This window comes from Paenibacillus sp. MAEPY2 (assembly GCF_000499205.1).
GTDB lineage: Bacteria > Bacillota > Bacilli > Paenibacillales > Paenibacillaceae > Paenibacillus > Paenibacillus vandeheii.
Window position 1 is genome coordinate 25,036 of record NZ_AWUK01000040.1, and the last position, 18,147, is coordinate 43,182.

Genomic DNA, 18,147 nt, shown 5'->3' on the forward strand with positions numbered 1-18,147 from the left:
GTTATCCTACCTCCCTTGAACTGCCGGTACCCGTTATTGTCTTCAGACTACCGCCCAGTACATCAAACGCACGAACAACCAACAACAATGCGAGTCCCGGGAAAAAGGCCAGCCACCACATGCCTGCGGACAAATATCTCATCGACTCTGACAAAATAATACCGATCGCTGGCTGCTGCGGCGACAGCCCCAGCCCCAGAAACGTAATCGCTGCCTCATGCAGAATGGCATGAGGGAAGATTAGCAGCACACCCACGAACAGCTGCGGAATCAGATGCGGCAGCATGTGCTGCACCGCAATTCGTATTCGCGAATGACCCAACCTGCGTGAAATGTGAATATACTCTGCTGATTTCAGCTGAATCATCTCTGCCCGGACAATCCGGGCCAGATTCGGCCAATGAGTCAGGGCAATCGCTAACGCTACCCCACGCAAACCTCCACCGAACACAAAGGCCAGCATCACCAGCGATACCAGATGAGGAACACTCAGGAAGAGGTCAATGATCCAGGAGATGACCCGATCAGCAGTCTTTCCCAAAGCAGCAGCCAGACCCAATACCAGCGCGATAAACCCGCCGCCACAAGCCGCAAGCAGCCCCACCTGAATGCTCGTTGCCAATCCTTTTAAGGTGCGCATGAACATATCACGTCCCAGCCAATCCGTTCCAAAAGGATGAGCCCAAGTTGGGGCCAGATTCCGATCCATTAAGGATGTCAGCGTCGATTCAGCGGGAAGCAGTCTGCCTGTCAGCCACACGATGGCAATCCAGATCACGCCCAGGCTGCCCCAAATGAGCGCCCATTTGCGCGGATTACGGAAACGTGGAATGCTGACGCCGGGATCGGGATACCCTTTCCGACCATGAGTACGTGGATGTACTGACCTCCAATTTCTCTTGTTCCCCGCCTCACTTTTGGCAGAGTTAACTTTCGGATGCTGTGCAATCTGAGCCACAGGTCGGGAGGGACGTTCCAATGTTTGCTTCATCCTATCGTCTCCTCCTTCATACGCGGATCAATGAACCGGTATAAAATATCAGCCAGCATATTGCCTGTAAACACAAACATCGCACTGCACAACACAAGTCCCAGCAGCAGCGGTACATCACCGCGCAATCCCGCCTGAACCGTGGCCTGCCCCAGGCCGGGGTAGGAAAACACCTGCTCCGCAAGTACAGCCCCACCGAACAATTCACTAAATGAAGTCAACTGCAGCGTCAGAGCTGGCAGTACCACATGCCTGAACCCATGACGACGAAACAGTTGCACACCTCGCTCACCTCGCGCCCTCGCAAAAAGAATAAAATCCGAGTCCAGCACATCCACCAGCTTCTGCCGGGTATGCAAGGCAATGGCGGCGACGCCCGTCAGACTCAATGTCAGCGCAGGCAGAATCATGTGTATGGCCCGATCCCCCCACGTCACTTGATCTGCTGCCATACCCGCAGGTACACCAAGTCCAATTGGCAACCAGCCAAGCCATACACCGAATACCATAAGCAGTAACAACGCAATCCAGAATACCGGTGTGGAAGCCAGTGTGTAACAGTACCAACAGATCAGACGATCCAGCCGCGAATCCCGCCTCATGGCAGCAACGACACCCAGGCCGAAACCAATCAGACCAGATAACATCCATGCTACCGCCATAAGAGCGACAGAATTCATGAACCGTTCCTGGATGATGTCTGCAACCGGCTGCCTATAGATCATCGATGTTCCCAGATCTCCTTGAATGAGTGCCTCTCCCCAAGTAAACAGCCGTTCTATTGGTGAATCATTGAGCCCCCAACGTTCTTCAATCAGACTGCGCTGCTCTGCACTCACCCTAATCATGTCTCCACCAATATATGCCTCCACCGGGTCCACTGGAGAGAATTGCATCAATACAAAAGACACCACACTGACTCCTGCCAGCAAAGATACAAGCCGCAGCATTTTAAATCCGACGAATCTGGTCCACCCCATCCTGTCCTCCATCCAATCTCTCCCCAATTCAGGCTATTGCTATCGCAGAGTTTCTATTTCAAATCGTCATCCCAAGACCATTCCTCCAGGTTGGATGTCACCGGCCAGCCGTGACCATGTGGATGGATCTGCTGTTCACCGATACTCAGACCATTCTTCACCAGATACAGATGATCAATGTTCACCAGCCATGCCCATGGCGCATCTCCCTGGTAACTGAATCCTGTCGATCCATCCCACTCCGCGTTCTGCCAGAAGGGCAATGCCTCTTCTTCCGTTGTCGCTTGGAGCGCCTGCTGCATCCAGTGGTCCACGGTTGGATTACTGTACAATCCAGTGTTGTAATACCCTTCGCCTTTATGAGTACTGCTGTAGAGGTTGTAGGTTTCCAGCGGATCATGACTTCCCCAGCCGAATAATACGGCATTGGTATAGGCCAGCTTTTTTGTCTCTTCGCGGCTCTTGCCCTCCACATTGATCTTGATCCCTGCCTCGGCTACCATATCCGCAGCAGCCAGAGCCAGTGATTGTCTCGTTAAATCCCCTGCAAAATAAAGCAGATTGAACTCGGCCTTCGTGCCGTTCTTCTCCACAATCCCATCACCGTCTGTATCCACCCAGCCGCCATCAGCCAAAATCTGCTTCGCTTCAGCCACATCCGCATCTGCGAATACAGAATCCGGATTGCCCCAAGGCAAATCATCACTGACCGAATAGGCCGGACGACCATGCCCCTCCAGTACTCCTTCTACCAAAGCAGTTCGGTCAATTACCACATTCACCGCCTTGCGAATGGAGATGTCGGACGTAACATCGTTACCTGCTGGCAGGCCGTCACCAGACTTAGCGCCTGAGGGTTGCATCGGGAACATGATGCCCCGGTTATCAACTGTTTTTACCGATTCCATTTTCATTCCGTTCACCTGCTGCTTGCTGAACGCCGCCGGGATAGCCGCGATATCGACTGTACCGGCCTGCGCCGCCGCAAAGGCTGCATCCTCATCAAGATAGAGGAACGTCAGTTTATGGAATGTAGACTTTTCCCCGTAGTATTGCTCGTTCGCCTCAACGATCGCCTGCTGACCCTTATCCCACTGAACCAGCTTGTAAGGACCAGACCCAATCGGATGCTCGGCATAATCAGAACCATAGGCGTGCTCAGGTACAATACCGAGTGTAGTCAGCAGACTGATAAATGTGGACTGAGGCGACTTTAATGTGAAGACGACCGTTGTCGCATCTGGGGCTTCCACATTAGCCATATTGGTCAAATCGATGACCGATCCGCTGTTGGCCGCCGTTTCAAACGTAAACCTGACATCTTCGGCCGTCAGTGGCTCGCCATCGGAGAACTTTACATCATCTCGTAATGTGATGGTCCAGATCAGTCCATCTTTACTGACGGAATGGTCTGTAGCCAAATCATTGACCAGTTGAAGCTTGGCATCCCTTTTCAGCAAGGTACTCTGAAAGAGTGGCGAACCGTACTGTCCCCAACCCGTAGTTGGATCAAATCCGCCTTCCGGTTCCGTACCAACAGCCAGCACCAATTCGTCTTTGGGAAGAGAAGCCGCCTGCTGGGCGTTCTCTATTGTGGATGATTTCCCCTGTGTACATCCCGATAATCCAACGGTACATATAAGTAAAATGCCTAATCCCGCTCTAACCGATCGTTTCCCCCATGAAAATTCGCGCATCTACGCTGTTCCCCCTTTATTTTTCACTATCCAATCCAATTCCGTGTTACTTTTTTTGAAAATTGTAGCACAAAACAGTTTTATAGTGTCAACAAACTTAACTTCAAAATCCATTTATTTTCATTTATAGGGAATTAAAATGAGATGAACAGGGATTCATTGAGATTTAGGCAAGGTGATTCGCCGTTTGAAGTGAGGTATTGTAACAAATAAAAACAACAGTTATCGGTATTGGACCAATAATCTGTTGTTCTAATCACGGGGCTATGGGCAAAGTCAGCTGAAGCCAATGAATAGCTTGTTGAGAATTCAAAGTTACTCCGATGAAGAATCAGAATGATGATGAGGACTTTGTTGATTGTGACTATGATCATGACTGTAAGTATGATGGCTTGCCATTTTGTTAAGCTCATCCACATACGTTACAGACAGCTCTGCATACAGTACTCCTTTTTGAACCTGAATCTGCTGATGCAGATGACGCAATCGTCCCAGGTTACCCCGGACCGCAATCACCTCCAAACACTGATCATGGTTCAGGTGCACATGCATGTTGGAGATGATGTCATGGTGCGCCTCATGCTGCAGCTCCATCAACCGAATAGGGAGATCACTGATATGGTGGTCATACACCATCTCAATGGTTCCGGCTACATCCTGCTCGGCATGCAATGCAGAAGGCTCCAGCAATGTTTTGCGGACCAAATCACGGAAAGCTTCCGAACGATTTTTGTATCCCTGCTTTTCAATATACCTGTCAAACTGTTCAATCAGAGGCGTGGGAAATGCCACACCGAACCGGGTCAAATCTTCTTTGTCTGCCATTCATATCCTCCTGCCGCCTCGTTTGCTTCGAGTGTACCATAGTCCTGTCTTCTCATCGACTATACTGTTGTTTTTCGGTAGTGGCAGAAAGGATAGTATAGTACAGTGCGGTGAGATAGGTTGTTTGTTATGATGTTTTTATGGCGCTTTGATGGTGTACTTTTATTTAGGTCTCTTGGTCAGTTCCTGACTGACTTTCGCATAGGTAGCACTTACCTTCTGTTCCAGTGAATAAATATGTTGTTTGGAGACTGCCCATTTCTCTGCCGCTGCAGCCAATGAGTTTAGCGAACTTAATACACGTGACGACTGGCCTTGCTTCGTACTCTGTTTGAACTGTTGTAATGCGTTTGAATATCGCTCTTTCGACAGGCTCGCCTGTTTTTTGCCCGTTTGAATCTGCTTCTTCACCTGATCGGCTCCAGCCAGTAAAGTGCGCAGCCGTTTCACTTCTGTACTTTTCCGTTTGCGGGCTTCGGCAAGCTCCTTTTTCTTGAAACGAATGTCTTCTCGGGCAAGCTGAACAACAGGTTTCAACGTATCCGCTTGGGTTCGAATAGCTGCACTCCATTCCTTGTTTTTGACCGCTTGGGCGGCGTCGAGCTGCCTGTTCACTGAACTGTACAAGGCAAACAAAGGCTCATAGCGGACCTCGGTTTGTTTTACCTTTTCGGCTAGACCCGCGATCTTTACATCATCGATTTGCCTTATATTTATACGTAATTGCTCCAGCTCCTTGGTATTGGCGGCATGAATGGTCTTTGTCTTTTGTTCCCAAGTTTGCTCTTGCGTCGTCCAGTTCCCTACATTCTCGTACGCTCGTTGCAGGGACAACTTGGTGTGTGAATCGGCCTTGTTCAGCATGGTCTCCCATGCTTTCTGTGCGGTTACACCAAGCTCAGGACCCGCCGCCGCTTCAGCTATGGAGGAATAATAAATTACACTCATACTGAACATGATTATGAGCCCCAAGCTCATACGGGTCCATATGTTAGCAAGAAGGTTAGGGCGTGCCCCGTATCGGTTGCTCATGAAACTATGATTGCTCAAGCTCCTCATACGGGATTGATTCATAATCTGTTGCTTGTCTTCATCCGCCTCAATTATGCCCTGTTCTCTGATTTGTGTTGAACACGAACAAAGATCCGCCTGATGACTTGCATTTTCCTCCAAAACTCCATTTTGCATTCTCTTCTGCTCCCTTCAATATGAATAGATAGTAGAAACTGCTGGATGTATCTTTGCAGTGTGATTCGATTACGCTCCCTGAAATAAAAACTGCCAAAAAACAAAAAAAGCACCCGCAAGTCAGGCGTATTGCCTGCTCTTACGGGTGCTTCCCTCATAAGCCGTTCCATATGGGATTCGCTGAAACAGTCATCATTTCAAATCGAATCATTCCTTTTTCTAATATATTCCATTCGTTGTATCTGGTCAAGTCAGATTGAGAAATCTACATGTTTATCGGGAGAACCCTTCCCGCTTAAAGATTGTCTTACTGTCCGACCAGGATGGCTTTCATCTCTTCTGTCAGGTCTTCTTCTTTCAGTATCATGTAGATGTTCTCCCCGCGGGTGACATTCAACTTGATCTGATAGATGGTATCTCTCTCTGTTTGATAACCGGACCGTTGACGCTTGAGCAGTTGGCTGATAATTTTTTTATTTTTAGTAGCGACCTGCTTGTTGCCATTCAAATTATCGTCAATATACTCTGATTGTGGATAAATCGTCTTCGGATTTCCTGGACTATCGATCTCCTGCTTCGCAAATTGCGCCGAAGCAATTTCGTCTGCTGGGACTTGAAGCTGATCATATAAATGGTTCTCTTTCAACCATGCCAGCACTCGTTCGAAGTTGGGTTTGATTTCAAAATTCCACATTTCCTTCGGCTGATTAGAATTAGAAGATGATGACTCCTGATTCATTTCCGCGAATGCAAAAGACTGCCATGGGGAGCGCTGTTCTTCATACGTCTGATCCAAAATATCCTGTTTCAACAATTCCTTGAATTCACGGACTTGTTCTGGATTGCTGATGTACACTTTTCGATAAGAGCTAATCGTGGAGCGAAGCCCGATACTCAGTGCGTCCTCTTCCAGCTTGTAGGTATCATATGTGAATTTTTTATAATCCCGAGACTGCTTCAGGGCCATCAATTCCTGATGGAATTCGGCTTCCGGAATGTAGTACTTACGTTTCATTACCTTGCCGTTATTCAGCTTGTAGTTAATAAACACATACTCGTCATTACGCATACCTTGATTGAAGGAAGCATCCAGCAGAGGAAGGTCCGAATCCACGATCTTTTGGTGGAGGGCAAGTACAGCTTCCATATATTCTGCATCATTTGAATAGAATGGAGCATCATCCATCTTCTGTGATACACCGTTAGTATAGGTGTACCGTTCCCCTCCAAGCTTGATACTGTTAACTTTGTTCAGCTCAGGCACACGGGCGGCATATCCGTTCCAATCAGCGACGGGTACATACAGAATCAATCCAGCCACGATACCATATAAAGCAAACTTGGGCAGCAGCTTGCTGCTCCAGATGAGCCACGTCTTGCGGATAATCATCTCGGCAACAATATAACCGACAATACCACCGAGGATATATCCGAAGATGCCCCACCCCGATGATTCCCTTGGAGCAATAATGGTGAAGTAGGCTCCGCCAATTAAAACCAGCGTAAACATTAAACCAAATCGGAATATGGGTTTAACCAGCGTAAACGTCACCGCTTGGGTAGCAGACTCCACCTGTCTCTTCGCATAGAATACATAAGAAAGCGGGATGAACAACAGTGTCAATAATGAATAAATAATAAGTTCCCAACCGATCACAGGAGCTCCACTAATTGAAGCCATGCGAAGGACTAAAGATATTTTTTCTGCATTACGTCCAACATCATCGTACGGATATCCAAGCAGGTAATGCTGGAGATGCAGAGATAAAATGAACCATACGACAACAGGCAACAACAAAAGCGCGTACACGGTGAGTCCCTGCAATACGGACTGTCCAATGCACATGCCTACCACCACAGTTAACATGAACATAAACAACGAGTAAATGCTCATACTGAGGCCCCACATCCAGATTGAACTACCTCCGAATATAAACGCGGGCTGATCCAAAACGCCCCATACCCAGCCAGTAATGGCAGTTGTTATCCAGATTGGAAGCAGGATCATCATAAATCCTGTCAACAAATTAACGGTTAACAGATGCTTGCGACGCAGCGGCAAACTGTGGAACAGATCCGAAGGTGCACCGGATTGCACATACCGGAACAGAAAAATACCCGCAGCTACCGGAAGCGTAATGGCAAACAGAATCTGTACCTCTCCATTCGCCTGAAACAAACTTGTTATCTGCTGGGGCACTTCCCGGTACTCCGTCGCGATATAAAGCGGTAGTGAAAACAACAACGTGATCAGGTACAAGATGCCGATCCACCCATGCTGCCTGAAATTTTGGAACAGGATGCCCCGGTTACAGAACAATCGGTTGAATATCATATCCTGCATCCTCCATTTCATAGATAAATATTTCTTCCAGCGTCAGCGGCAGCACATCCAGCAGATACGGATCCAATGCACGGAATCGTTCCGTCACAGCCTCGCGATTGCCTTTCACAATAAACAGGGATACACTCCCCCGCTTCTCTTCATGTAAAATATTCACCTGTTCATCCATTGCCTTGGCATGATCTGGATGACGGAAAGCCACTTGAATTTTATGCGTATCCGCCTTCAGATCATCCAGATCTTTCTCTACGATAATCCGGCCTTTGTGCATGATGGCAACATGGTCGCACAGGTCTTCAATCTCACGCAAATTGTGGGACGAAATCACAATCGTCACTTGACGCTCCGCTGCTTCCTGGAACAGCAGATTCTTGATCTGCTGCCGCATGACGGGATCAAGTCCATCGATCGGCTCATCCATGAGCAGCACTTCTGGCATACAGCTGAGTCCAAGCCATACGGCTGCCTGACGACGCATGCCTTTGGACATGCGATGCAGTTTTCTTTTGACATCCAGTTTAAATACACTGCTGAGCTGTACGAATCTTTCCTCATTCCAACGCGGATATACCGTACGATAGAAGGCCGCCATCTGATGGATGGACGATTGTGGGAAAAAGTACGGGGAATCCGCCATAAAAATGGTGCGGCCCTTGAGATCCATATTTTCATATATTTCTTGCCCATCCATGCGAACCGTGCCGCTGTCCTGTCGATAGATGCCTGCCATAATTTTGAGCAACGACGTCTTGCCTGCCCCATTGGAACCAAGCAAACCATAGATGGACCCCTTATGTACCTGCAACGTTACACCATCCACTGCCTTTTCCTGTTCAAACGCTTTGATGACCTGGTTCAGCTCAATCATTCGGCTCCCCCTTTTCTATACGGGCCATCGCTTCCTCAAATAAAAGCGTCATATCGGCTTTGGTCAAACCGGAATACGATGCTTCCGCAATCAGCTTCACCAGAGCCGCTCTGATTTCATCTCTCATGGCTGCATTCGGATGTTCCACGGACGATGATACGAAGCTCCCTTTTCCCTGTAATGAATAAATATAGCCTTCACGTTCAAGTTCCCGGTACGCTTTCTGAATCGTATTCGGATTAACAGTAAGCTGCCCGGACAGCGTGCGAACGGAAGGCAGCTGCTCATCGGGTTGGAGAACACCGTACACGATCATTTCTTTGATTTTGTCCACCAGCTGCTCATAGATCGCCTTACGGCTGCGTACATCCAATTCGAACATCCCGCACCTCCTCTCTATAAATGTTGTAATACCCTATCAATGAACGATGACTGTATATGAAGTATATTGGTTCCAACACCAAGGTGTATCAACTGTACTACCATTATTAATACAGTTGATACAGATTGTCAACCAATTACTTTGACTTATCGTATTTTTCGCGTTAGGTTTATATATGATTGAAATGACATATAAGGCTAAAGGAAATAAATCATTCTGCAATTAAAACAGGCCTTTTTGGGGCGTCAGATTAGTTCGAGGGACGGGTATGGTCATGCCGAATGTTGTTACAGTTAGTCAAGCTGCTTTTCGAGTTAAATACGTTCAAAACTTGTTCTGATCTTTGCCCTTCCGGTATGATGGAAAAGAAATATGTGCTTGTTCATTGCTCGCTTCGCTTGTTGTCTGTACAGTGCTCTCAGCGTCCGCTATATGCGTACATATTGCCTATTAGAGCTTTGAATCTAACACTTCATAAGGGAGAATCCGGGATGAATGAACAGAACCAGAATGATTCTATACAATTTAATCACCCAGAAACTGCAAGCTTGGCAAGCAGCCCAGAAACATACTCGGCATCAGCAGCTGAGATAAAGCGTGTATTAATCGTAACCGCCGTTGATGCGGAAAAAGAGGCTGTACTGCGCGGCCTGGGTGACCAAGCTGCGCACTTTGATGTGATTGCTGCGGGTGTAGGCCCTGCCTCTGCCGCAGCAGGAACCGCTGCCGCGCTGGCATTTGCCTCAGCGGCGGCTGGCCCCAATGCGCTGTCGCAAGGCTCCGCAGCGCCAAGCGAAACCGATGCGGCACAGGTATCTGCCGCATCCTCAAGGCCGGGGTCCCTTGCCGGGACCGGACTGACCCCAGCGTACACGCTGGTGGTCAGTACCGGCATCGGCGGCGGGTTCCCCGGCCGGGCGGCCGTCGGCTCCCTCGTGGTAGCCGACGCCATGGTTGCCGCCGATCTGGGCTCGCAGACGCCAGACGGCTTCCTAAGCGTGGACGAGCTCGGCTTCGGCTCGTCCCGAGTGGCGGCGGACGCGGCGCTTGCCGCACGCCTGCGCCATGAGCTGCAGCGGGCAGGGCTCGCTGTCAGCGGAGGCACGGCGGTCACCGTATCCACGGCGACCGGAACTGCCGAGACGGCCGCGGAGCTGCTGCGCCGCGTGCCGGATGCCGCCACCGAAGGCATGGAAGGCTTCGGCGTGGCAACCGCAGCCCAGCAGTTCGGCGTGCCTGCACTCGAACTGCGGGCCATATCCAACGCGGTCGGTCCACGCGACCGCGACGCCTGGCGCATCAAGGACGCCCTAGATGCGCTCCAGGCTGCAAGTTCCATTTTACGGGAGGTACTTACATCATGAAAATTGCATTTTCCCCTTGTCCCAACGATACATTTATCTTTCACGCCTGGGTGCATGGACTGATTCCAGGTGCACCTGAGCTGGATGTCCGTTACGCGGACATCGATATTACCAACGGCCTTGCCGCTAATCCGGATGGACCAGATACACCTGAAGTCATGAAAATATCCTATGCAGCGCTACCTTATGTGCTGAAAGATTATGCGCTCTTGCCTGCAGGCGGCGCACTTGGCAGAGGATGTGGTCCACTGGTTCTTACCGCTAACGGTACAACCGATCCAGCCTATCTCTCGGGACGGCGAGTTGCCGTGCCGAGCGAACGATCAACAGCCTACCTGCTGTTCCGTCTCTGGGCAGCACAAAATGTTCCCGGCGGTGTAGGCGAGATTGTCGTTATGCCATTCGACCAAATTATGCCTGCTGTCCGTGATGGCAAAATTGATGCCGGACTGGTCATCCATGAGGCACGCTTCACGTACCAGAACTATGATCTCAAGCTTATGACAGACCTCGGTAACTGGTGGGAAAGCGACACTGGCCTGCCAATCCCGCTGGGTGCGATCATTGCCCGTCGCAACCTGGATGCTCACGCTCTTGCAGGTTGGGCACGTGCCTCGGTGGAATACGCTTGGGCACATCCGGAAGAGTCCAAAGCATACGTCATGGAACATGCACAAGAGATGGACCCTGATGTAACTGCGCAGCATATTGGCTTGTATGTTAACGAGTTCAGCGCCAACCTGGGCGATGACGGTTACGGAGCAATTACAGCGTTGCTTGGACGAGCGATGAAAGAAGGACTTGTTCCCGAGTTTGATCTCGATTTATTGCGGATCTAATTCTGGCTCACCCGGCAGAGATGCAAAATATTAATGAGGCTGTGCCAAATCTCGTTCCTATACTTCTGTTGGGTACCGTCTCCGTGCTGATAATCTTCGTGACTAATGCGCTAACGAATCGGTAACACCTTATTAAGCAGGATCGAGCGGAATGGCGATACTAACGAACCTCAGTAACGTTATTCCGGTAAACCTCTGCGAAAACACAAAATAAACAGAAGAAACGGCGAAATAACGCTCCTTAAATTCGTTAGATTCCAGTGTCTGTGGAAATCCGCTTATTAGCGTGACTCTAGTTCGTTAGATGTGATGGCTGGAGCGCTCGTCTGCAGTTTCGTTAATTCGGCGCTTCGCTTGTTAGTATGTGGAACGATTGGTCCGTAGGTACGTTGATTGGTTGGCCGATCCGTTAGATCGCTTCTGCCTTCGTTCACTCCTTCGTTGATTATTTCGTTCTTCCGCAGGCTGGTTTGGCAAGAGTTCTACTAGTAAGTCATAAGTCCATTTCCATTTTTCTTCATAATCGGTTCTAAGCGCCGATTATAATTTCGTGAAACAATTCAAAAAAAACGGCCGCTGTTCGCATCGTTTGCGACAAGGCCGTTTTTTGTTTTTCCTACGCTAGCTTCAACTTGCTATTCTTGCCAAACACTCATAGGGTCCCATGGCTTGATCTGATCGCCATATTTTCCGGCCAAAAAAGCTTTCATGTCTTCCAGCTTAGCAGGCACCTCGTTCCAAATTGGAAGGGGTGGTAATCCTCGTTTGCTTTTCAATAGGATATCCACTGTAACATACAACCGTTCTGGCTGAATCCAATGAAGGAAGCGGGAAATATCAATTTGCTTGGTCAGGGACAAGGTATCAATTTCGTCATTGTAATGCTTGTTAAACTCGCTAATCAGGTTCAGGAGGTAGTCTCTTTGCTCCTTCACGAAGTCCAGACCGCAGATGGCGCCATGTCCTGGAACAACGATTTCGGGTTTAATTTCATCAATAATCCGATCAAGCACTTTAACCCAATTGAGAGTTCCCTCTTCGCTGTATGCCGTACAACCGTTAAACACGACATCGCCGGCGAACAGCACCTTTTCTTTTGGCATCCACAGCAGCAAGTCACTGTCAGAGTGGGCCGGAGCTACGTTGTAAATCATAACTTCCGTATCGCCAAGACGGATGTTGATATCGTCCTTTATCTCAATATTCGGGAGCACCCATTCTACGCCTTCCAGATCGAATCCTTCAAATTCCGCTGCAAAAAACCGCTCGCCCGAAGTTGATTCCGGAGAATCCTTTCCTCTTCTGATGACGCTGTCCATCCAGGCGATATTTTCGGTGAGACGCTCTCTGGACGCTTCCTTGTGCATAATAATGCAAGCATCTTCAAACACTTTGTTTCCCCAGGCATGGTCGCTGTTATAGTGCGAATTCACCACATATGCGGGAGAGCCGCCGTTGCTTACTTCCTTAAAAGCCTCCCGCATTTCCCGCGCATGGAACAAATCGAAGAACGTGTCATACACCAGCCCTCCACCCTTGTTGATGAACCCGGCATTGGCCCAACTGATGCCGCGATACGGCGAAATACCGGCAAAGACGCCATCTGCGACTTCAAAAAATTTAACGCGAGGTTTTTGGATAATACGTCCATACTTCATGAAAATTCTCCTTTGCGTATATGTTTTTGGGGTAAAGCACACTGATTATGTCTTTAGTATAGAGAATCAATAACATAAATGCAAGCAAGCACTTGCATGCATTTACTCTATGCTATACGATAGTAACAGAACAACATCACACTACATGGATGGAGGCGCTGCAACATGAAGCTAGTAACCTTTCAAACCAAGACATCCCAGGAACCTTTGTTTGGGCTTGTAATTAACGAGGAATTTGTCGTGTCTTTTGCTGCAATCATGAAAAAACAGGGGACTTTCATTGATAGTCTTGAAAGTATGGACAGCTATCTTCATTATTTGCCGGCAAGTTATGATGCCGCTAAGGAATTGATGCAATATGCTGTCGAACAGTCACATCAATTCAATGAAAATGAAATCTACCCAATTGCAGCGGTAAAACTGCTGCCGCCAGTTCCGAATCCGGCTGCGCTTATCGATTTCGGGCTGACGCCAAGACATCTAAGAAATGCTGGCGTAAATCTGCTGCAAAGAGAATATACAGGGCCGGAAAGAGAAGAGCTTAAACGAAAAACCGCCGAAAAATTCCAGCAAGATCCGAATAAAGTAATTTTCAGTTATTACAAGTGTAACCATAATGCACTAATTGGCGATGGGGATACGATTCATTGGCCTTCGTACTCTTCCTACCTGGATATCGAGCCGGAACTGGCCTTTGTTACAGGGAAGGGAAACTGCATTGCAGGTTATGTTATTTTTAACGACAGTACTGTCCGCGATGTGCAGTGGCCGGATTTCCAGGCGCTGACCGGACCGACGCGCTGCAAAGATTTTGATCGCAGCAAAGGAATAGGACCATTTCTAGTTACACCGGATGAAATCGACAACCCGCTGGCACTGGATGTGGATGTACACATCGGGGAGAGACTGCACTGGAAGGGAAGCACATCCGAGTATTCTGCACACCCTGCAAAAGTGATGGAGGAGGTTCTCAAAGTTTTCACGCCGCTCCCGGGCACGATTATAGGAATGGGGACGATACCGGATTGCTGTGCAATCGAGACCGAACAATGGCTGTTACCCTCTGACCGAATCCAGATTACATTCGATAAATTAGGCACGCTCACGCAATTGGTCCCTGATCATGTCAAGATTACGGAACCAAGCCGCTGGGAAAAAAGAAGCGATTTGCCTTAAATAAACGTTTATGAAAATGATGAACCCCGACCCTGCTGCATATGCAATACTTGTAGTAGAATGGGTTTAACATATGTTAAAGGAGAACTGCAATGCAAACTTCAGACAGAATCATTGAAGCCGCGACACGTCTCATCAAAATGAATGGCTATCGGGGAGTAAGCACCAAAGCCATTGCAATGGAAGCTAAGGTCAATGAATCTACAATTTTCCGGCAATTTGGAAGCAAGCAAGGCATATTGGAAGCCATCATTGAAAGACATTCGGATATCCCGCAATTTGAGAAGCTGTTAAAAGAGGACGCGACCGATAACCCGGAAGTCGATCTGCTGAATGTAAGTCAGCAGTACCGTTTATTTTTCCATAAAAATGCGGACATCATTTTAATTGGCATCCGCGACAAAGGAATGTTTCCCGAATTAGACAGAGTGCTGGCCGATCCGCCGGCGAAGCTTCACTCCTTGCTGGTTGAATATTTTGAACGCTTACAGAAGAAAAAAGTTATAGCCAGACAGAATGAGCGTCTTGTCGCCATGTCTTTTCTCTCGATGTGCTACGGATTTCAGATGAGCGAGCTGATTCACCGGCAATATCAGTCCCAACTCGTCACCGAGGAAGAGTTCTACAAGCACAGTGTCTCATTGTTTGTTAAAGGAATTTTGTCTCAGTCATAAGCTTTGTTGTTAACGCGAAGCGAGTACACCGTCTGATGAAACTCCAGGGCACCAGTCTGTCACCCGAAGAAAGAGGAAGAAGTACGTAGGCTCTACGCCTCAGCAGGTTGCAGAGAACGTCCTGAATCGTAAATTTGAGGCGGAAATGCCAAACAAAAAATGGATAACCGATGTCACGGAATTCAAGTACGGCAACGTAAAGAAGGCCTATTTAAGCTTTAAGGAGATGTTGGATGAAGCGAAACTCACACAAAGTATGTCCCGGGTGGGTCGTTGCATTGATAACGGACCCATGGAATCCTTCTGGGGAACGCTCAAATGTGAGGAGTACTACTTGCATACCTACTGGACCTTTGAAGAGCTCCAAAAAGACATTGATGATTATATACACTTTTACAACTATGAACGGTTGCAGGCAAAACTAAATGGCCTCAGTCCCAAGGAATTCAGGACCAAGGCCGCTTAACTATCTTTTATTTTTTGTACTGTCTACTTGACGGGGTGCAGTTGTAATCTCATTCGTTCGTCTTACAACGATCCAAACTTAATTACTCCCCCACCACCGTACGAATCATAACCCGCAGAGCATCCAGCATCATGGGAATGGGCAGCGAAGGCACGGAAGGCTGAAGCACAGCCATCTCTGTTGAAGCCGGAAAATGTACAAATCCGGCACGAATCGGAAGCTGTTTCAAGCGGATATGATCCAGTACCCGATACATCGTATTATTGCAAATATACGTGCCTGCGGTATTGGACACCGCAGCCGGGATGCCAGCTGCCCCCATGTTATTCACCATCGCACGAATCGGCAGCGTGGAGAATAGGCCGTCCGGGCTGCCTTCCACTATGAGCTTGTCCACGGGATGCTGGCCCTGATTGTCCGCATAGGAGCCAGGAGGAATGTCTTTGACATTGACAGCAATCCGTTCAGGTGTAATGGCTGTCCTGCCTTTGGCCAGTCCACAGGCGATGACGACATCCGGTTGATAGGATTCCATCTCTGCGATTAGCAGATCCGCACATTCATCGAAGTGCACAGGCAGCAGCACTGTTTTCAGCTCCGCTCCCTTGATCACTTCATGCGCAAGTGCTTCCATCAGTTCTCCCGTCGGATTCACCGCATCCCCGCCAAAAGGTTCAAATCCGGAGATCAGAATTTTCACCATCGCTTCTCCACTCCTATCTATTTATTTCGGATTTGTAACGCAGGCCCCACTGACCACGAATCGTGTCCATCAGCTTCATAATTTCCAGGGATTCGTCCAGTTGGATCGTTCTGCTCTCTGTACGTCCCTCCAGGATGCAGCGCCCTGCTTCCTCCGCTTCAAACGCATATCCGATACATGTCCGGTCATCGGTAAATTTCTCCGGTTCATCCTGACCGTTCACGTGCAGATAGGCTTCCTTGCCTGCCAGGAAGAGCGGTAAACGAATGTATCCTTCTGTGCCATATATGACCGCTTCGTTACTCAGGTTAAGCCGAATGGCCCCATTCAGCGATGCAGAACGACCTTCGGAATAAGACAACAATACGGAGAACTGTTCATCCACACCCGTCTGTCCAATGTTGGCCGTACTCCACACATGCTGAGGCTGCTCGCCAAAAATCATGGACGCAAAGGAAATCGGATATACCCCTGCATCGAGCAAAGCACCTCCACCCAGATCCGGGTTAAGCAACCTGCCTTCCGGCTCCCAGCCTACACGGAAACCAAAGTCTGCTTTGACCAGACGTACCTCCCCGATTCTGCCTTCCGCAATCCATGCTCTGGCCTGAGTGATCGGCGGCAGGAAGCGTGTCCACATGCCTTCCATGAGAAAAAGCTTGCGCTCACGCGCCTTCTCCACCAATTGCTCCAGCTGACGAGCATTCATCGTAAACGGTTTCTCACAGAGTACCGCTTTACCCGCTTCCAGACAGGCAAGCACATTTTCCTTATGTAACGGATGGGGGGTTGCCACATAAATAATATCCACTTCAGGGTCCTGCAGCATTTCATCATATGAACCGTAAGCGCGTGCAAAACCATATTCAGCTGCAAACTTCTCTGCGCTTTCGGCTGTTCGTGAACCTACCGCTGCTTTTACGGCGTTCCCGGCATGCTCCAAATCCCGCGCGAACTGAGATGCAATCCATCCTGTGCCCATAATGCCCCAATTTACTTTGTCCCGTCCAACAACTTTCGTCATCGTAAAGCCTCCCCTGATATCAAATATTTTAAAAAGATCACGATCTTGATTAGGCCAAAACGGAGTCTTCTTTATTTTACCAAAAAGAACCGCTTGCGTCAGACCGGTTTCATCTCCCCCATTCCATGATCTACATTCAACAAACGAATTGAGATTCACTCTCATTTCAATTATTCCGTATTTTTGCTAAGATAATTGCAGATCACGGATGAAAGGACGACCCGACTTTGTCCACACTTTTAACCATTAATAAGCTAGTGAAACGTCTCGGTTTAACCGAACAGCGTATTTTATTCGAAAAAGTGAACGCAGCAGTGGAACAGGGAGAGCGTATTGCCATACTCGGTGCATCCGGCCAGGGGAAAAGCACATTGCTTCGCATCCTCGCCCTGCTGGATATTCCTGATGAGGGAGACCTGATCTGGAAAGGAATCTCTTACCGGGATTCGGACCCTCGTACCTGGCGTATGCGCATGACTTATGTGGCACAACAGGCTGTTATGCTGGCAGGCAGTGTGGAAGATAACCTGAAAACGGTGCATCTGCTTCATAGGCAGCCCTATGATCAGAACTTGGCCCAACGACTGCTTGCAGGGATGGGATTGGAGGACCTTGATATTCAAAAGCGGGCCAGCGACCTCTCCGGTGGGGAGAAACAGCGCATAGCCCTGATCCGTTCCATGATGCTGCGGCCCGAGGTGCTGCTGCTGGACGAAGTGACAGCCTCCCTGGACCGGACTAACGCCCGATTCGTGGAAGAACAATTGACCCGGTGGAGCCAGCAGGAAGGCACTTCTCTTGTCTGGGTTACCCATGATCAGGAACAGGCACAATCATTCAGTACAACCACCTGGTTCATGGGCAACCAGACCTTGCTGGAGCGTCAGCCAACAGCCCGTTTTTTTGACAATCCGGCCACCGAACTGGCCAGACAATTCATTATGCGTCCTGTCCCTGTGGCAGAATAA

General features: G+C 48.8%; 16 protein-coding genes and 1 pseudogene. 6 read left to right on the forward strand and 11 right to left on the reverse strand.

What is annotated here, in order from left to right; genetic code table 11:
* Window position 1: 1 nt before the first annotated feature.
* The 8 genes from P364_RS0128600 to P364_RS0128635 all read right to left on the reverse strand — a co-directional run bounded on the left by P364_RS0128600 (window position 2) and on the right by P364_RS0128635 (window position 9,275).
* On the reverse strand, window positions 2-991 hold the full coding sequence (locus P364_RS0128600) for an ABC transporter permease (protein WP_024633456.1): 990 nt from the start codon (window positions 989-991) through the stop codon (window positions 2-4).
* A complete protein-coding gene (locus tag P364_RS0128605) occupies window positions 988-1,971 on the reverse strand; it encodes an ABC transporter permease (protein WP_201770151.1) in 984 nt (327 codons plus the stop codon). Before P364_RS0128605 ends, P364_RS0128600 begins: the two co-directional genes overlap by 4 nt.
* Window positions 1,972-2,024: 53 nt before the next feature.
* Complete coding sequence (locus P364_RS0128610; RefSeq protein WP_024633458.1) at window positions 2,025-3,668, reverse strand: ABC transporter substrate-binding protein; 1,644 nt, start codon at window positions 3,666-3,668, stop codon at window positions 2,025-2,027.
* 315 nt (window positions 3,669-3,983) lie between these two features.
* Complete coding sequence (nikR, locus tag P364_RS0128615) at window positions 3,984-4,493, reverse strand: nickel-responsive transcriptional regulator NikR (RefSeq protein ID WP_024633459.1); 510 nt, start codon at window positions 4,491-4,493, stop codon at window positions 3,984-3,986.
* Between the two features lie 162 nt (window positions 4,494-4,655).
* Complete coding sequence (locus P364_RS0128620; protein WP_152532764.1) at window positions 4,656-5,450, reverse strand: hypothetical protein; 795 nt, start codon at window positions 5,448-5,450, stop codon at window positions 4,656-4,658.
* Window positions 5,451-5,988: 538 nt separating this feature from the next.
* The gene (locus P364_RS0128625) at window positions 5,989-8,016 is read right to left on the reverse strand and encodes a hypothetical protein (RefSeq protein WP_024633461.1); all 2,028 of its coding nucleotides are present in this window, start codon (window positions 8,014-8,016) and stop codon (window positions 5,989-5,991) included.
* On the reverse strand, window positions 7,991-8,893 hold the full coding sequence (locus P364_RS0128630) for an ABC transporter ATP-binding protein (RefSeq protein WP_024633462.1): 903 nt from the start codon (window positions 8,891-8,893) through the stop codon (window positions 7,991-7,993). Before P364_RS0128630 ends, P364_RS0128625 begins: the two co-directional genes overlap by 26 nt.
* Entirely contained in the window at window positions 8,886-9,275 is a 390-nt protein-coding gene (locus tag P364_RS0128635) for a GntR family transcriptional regulator (RefSeq protein WP_024633463.1), read from the reverse strand. Before P364_RS0128635 ends, P364_RS0128630 begins: the two co-directional genes overlap by 8 nt.
* 518 nt (window positions 9,276-9,793) lie before the next feature.
* Between P364_RS0128635 and P364_RS0128640 the strand changes: the two genes are divergently transcribed.
* Together P364_RS0128640 and P364_RS0128645 are read left to right on the forward strand one after the other, a co-directional pair.
* Entirely contained in the window at window positions 9,794-10,639 is an 846-nt protein-coding gene (locus P364_RS0128640) for a futalosine hydrolase (RefSeq protein ID WP_442952309.1), read from the forward strand.
* Window positions 10,636-11,478: a 1,4-dihydroxy-6-naphthoate synthase gene (locus tag P364_RS0128645; protein ID WP_024633465.1), complete on the forward strand. Its 843-nt coding sequence runs from the start codon at window positions 10,636-10,638 to the stop codon at window positions 11,476-11,478. Before P364_RS0128640 ends, P364_RS0128645 begins: the two co-directional genes overlap by 4 nt.
* Window positions 11,479-12,113: 635 nt before the next feature.
* On the opposite strand, the gene P364_RS0128650 is transcribed toward P364_RS0128645, so the two are convergent.
* Window positions 12,114-13,136, reverse strand: a complete 1,023-nt coding sequence (locus tag P364_RS0128650) for an MBL fold metallo-hydrolase (protein ID WP_024633466.1) — start codon at window positions 13,134-13,136, stop codon at window positions 12,114-12,116.
* 165 nt (window positions 13,137-13,301) lie between these two features.
* On the opposite strand from P364_RS0128650, the gene P364_RS0128655 reads away from it, so the two are divergent.
* From P364_RS0128655 to P364_RS35700, 3 genes and pseudogenes are all read left to right on the forward strand, one after another.
* On the forward strand, window positions 13,302-14,312 hold the full coding sequence (locus P364_RS0128655; protein ID WP_024633467.1) for a fumarylacetoacetate hydrolase family protein: 1,011 nt from the start codon (window positions 13,302-13,304) through the stop codon (window positions 14,310-14,312).
* 92 nt (window positions 14,313-14,404) lie between these two features.
* A complete protein-coding gene (locus P364_RS0128660; protein ID WP_024633468.1) occupies window positions 14,405-14,986 on the forward strand; it encodes a TetR/AcrR family transcriptional regulator in 582 nt (193 codons plus the stop codon).
* 11 nt (window positions 14,987-14,997) lie between these two features.
* Window positions 14,998-15,452 (forward strand): annotated as a pseudogene (locus P364_RS35700) (IS3 family transposase); the annotation flags it as partial.
* Window positions 15,453-15,534: 82 nt separating this feature from the next.
* Here P364_RS35700 and P364_RS0128670 read toward each other — a convergent pair.
* Together P364_RS0128670 and P364_RS0128675 are read right to left on the reverse strand one after the other, a co-directional pair.
* The gene (locus P364_RS0128670; protein WP_029881382.1) at window positions 15,535-16,155 is read right to left on the reverse strand and encodes a pyroglutamyl-peptidase I; all 621 of its coding nucleotides are present in this window, start codon (window positions 16,153-16,155) and stop codon (window positions 15,535-15,537) included.
* A 13-nt stretch (window positions 16,156-16,168) separates the two neighbouring features.
* Complete coding sequence (locus tag P364_RS0128675; RefSeq protein WP_024633470.1) at window positions 16,169-17,179, reverse strand: Gfo/Idh/MocA family protein; 1,011 nt, start codon at window positions 17,177-17,179, stop codon at window positions 16,169-16,171.
* 227 nt (window positions 17,180-17,406) lie between these two features.
* Between P364_RS0128675 and P364_RS0128680 the strand changes: the two genes are divergently transcribed.
* Window positions 17,407-18,147, forward strand: a complete 741-nt coding sequence (locus P364_RS0128680) for an ABC transporter ATP-binding protein (protein ID WP_024633471.1) — start codon at window positions 17,407-17,409, stop codon at window positions 18,145-18,147.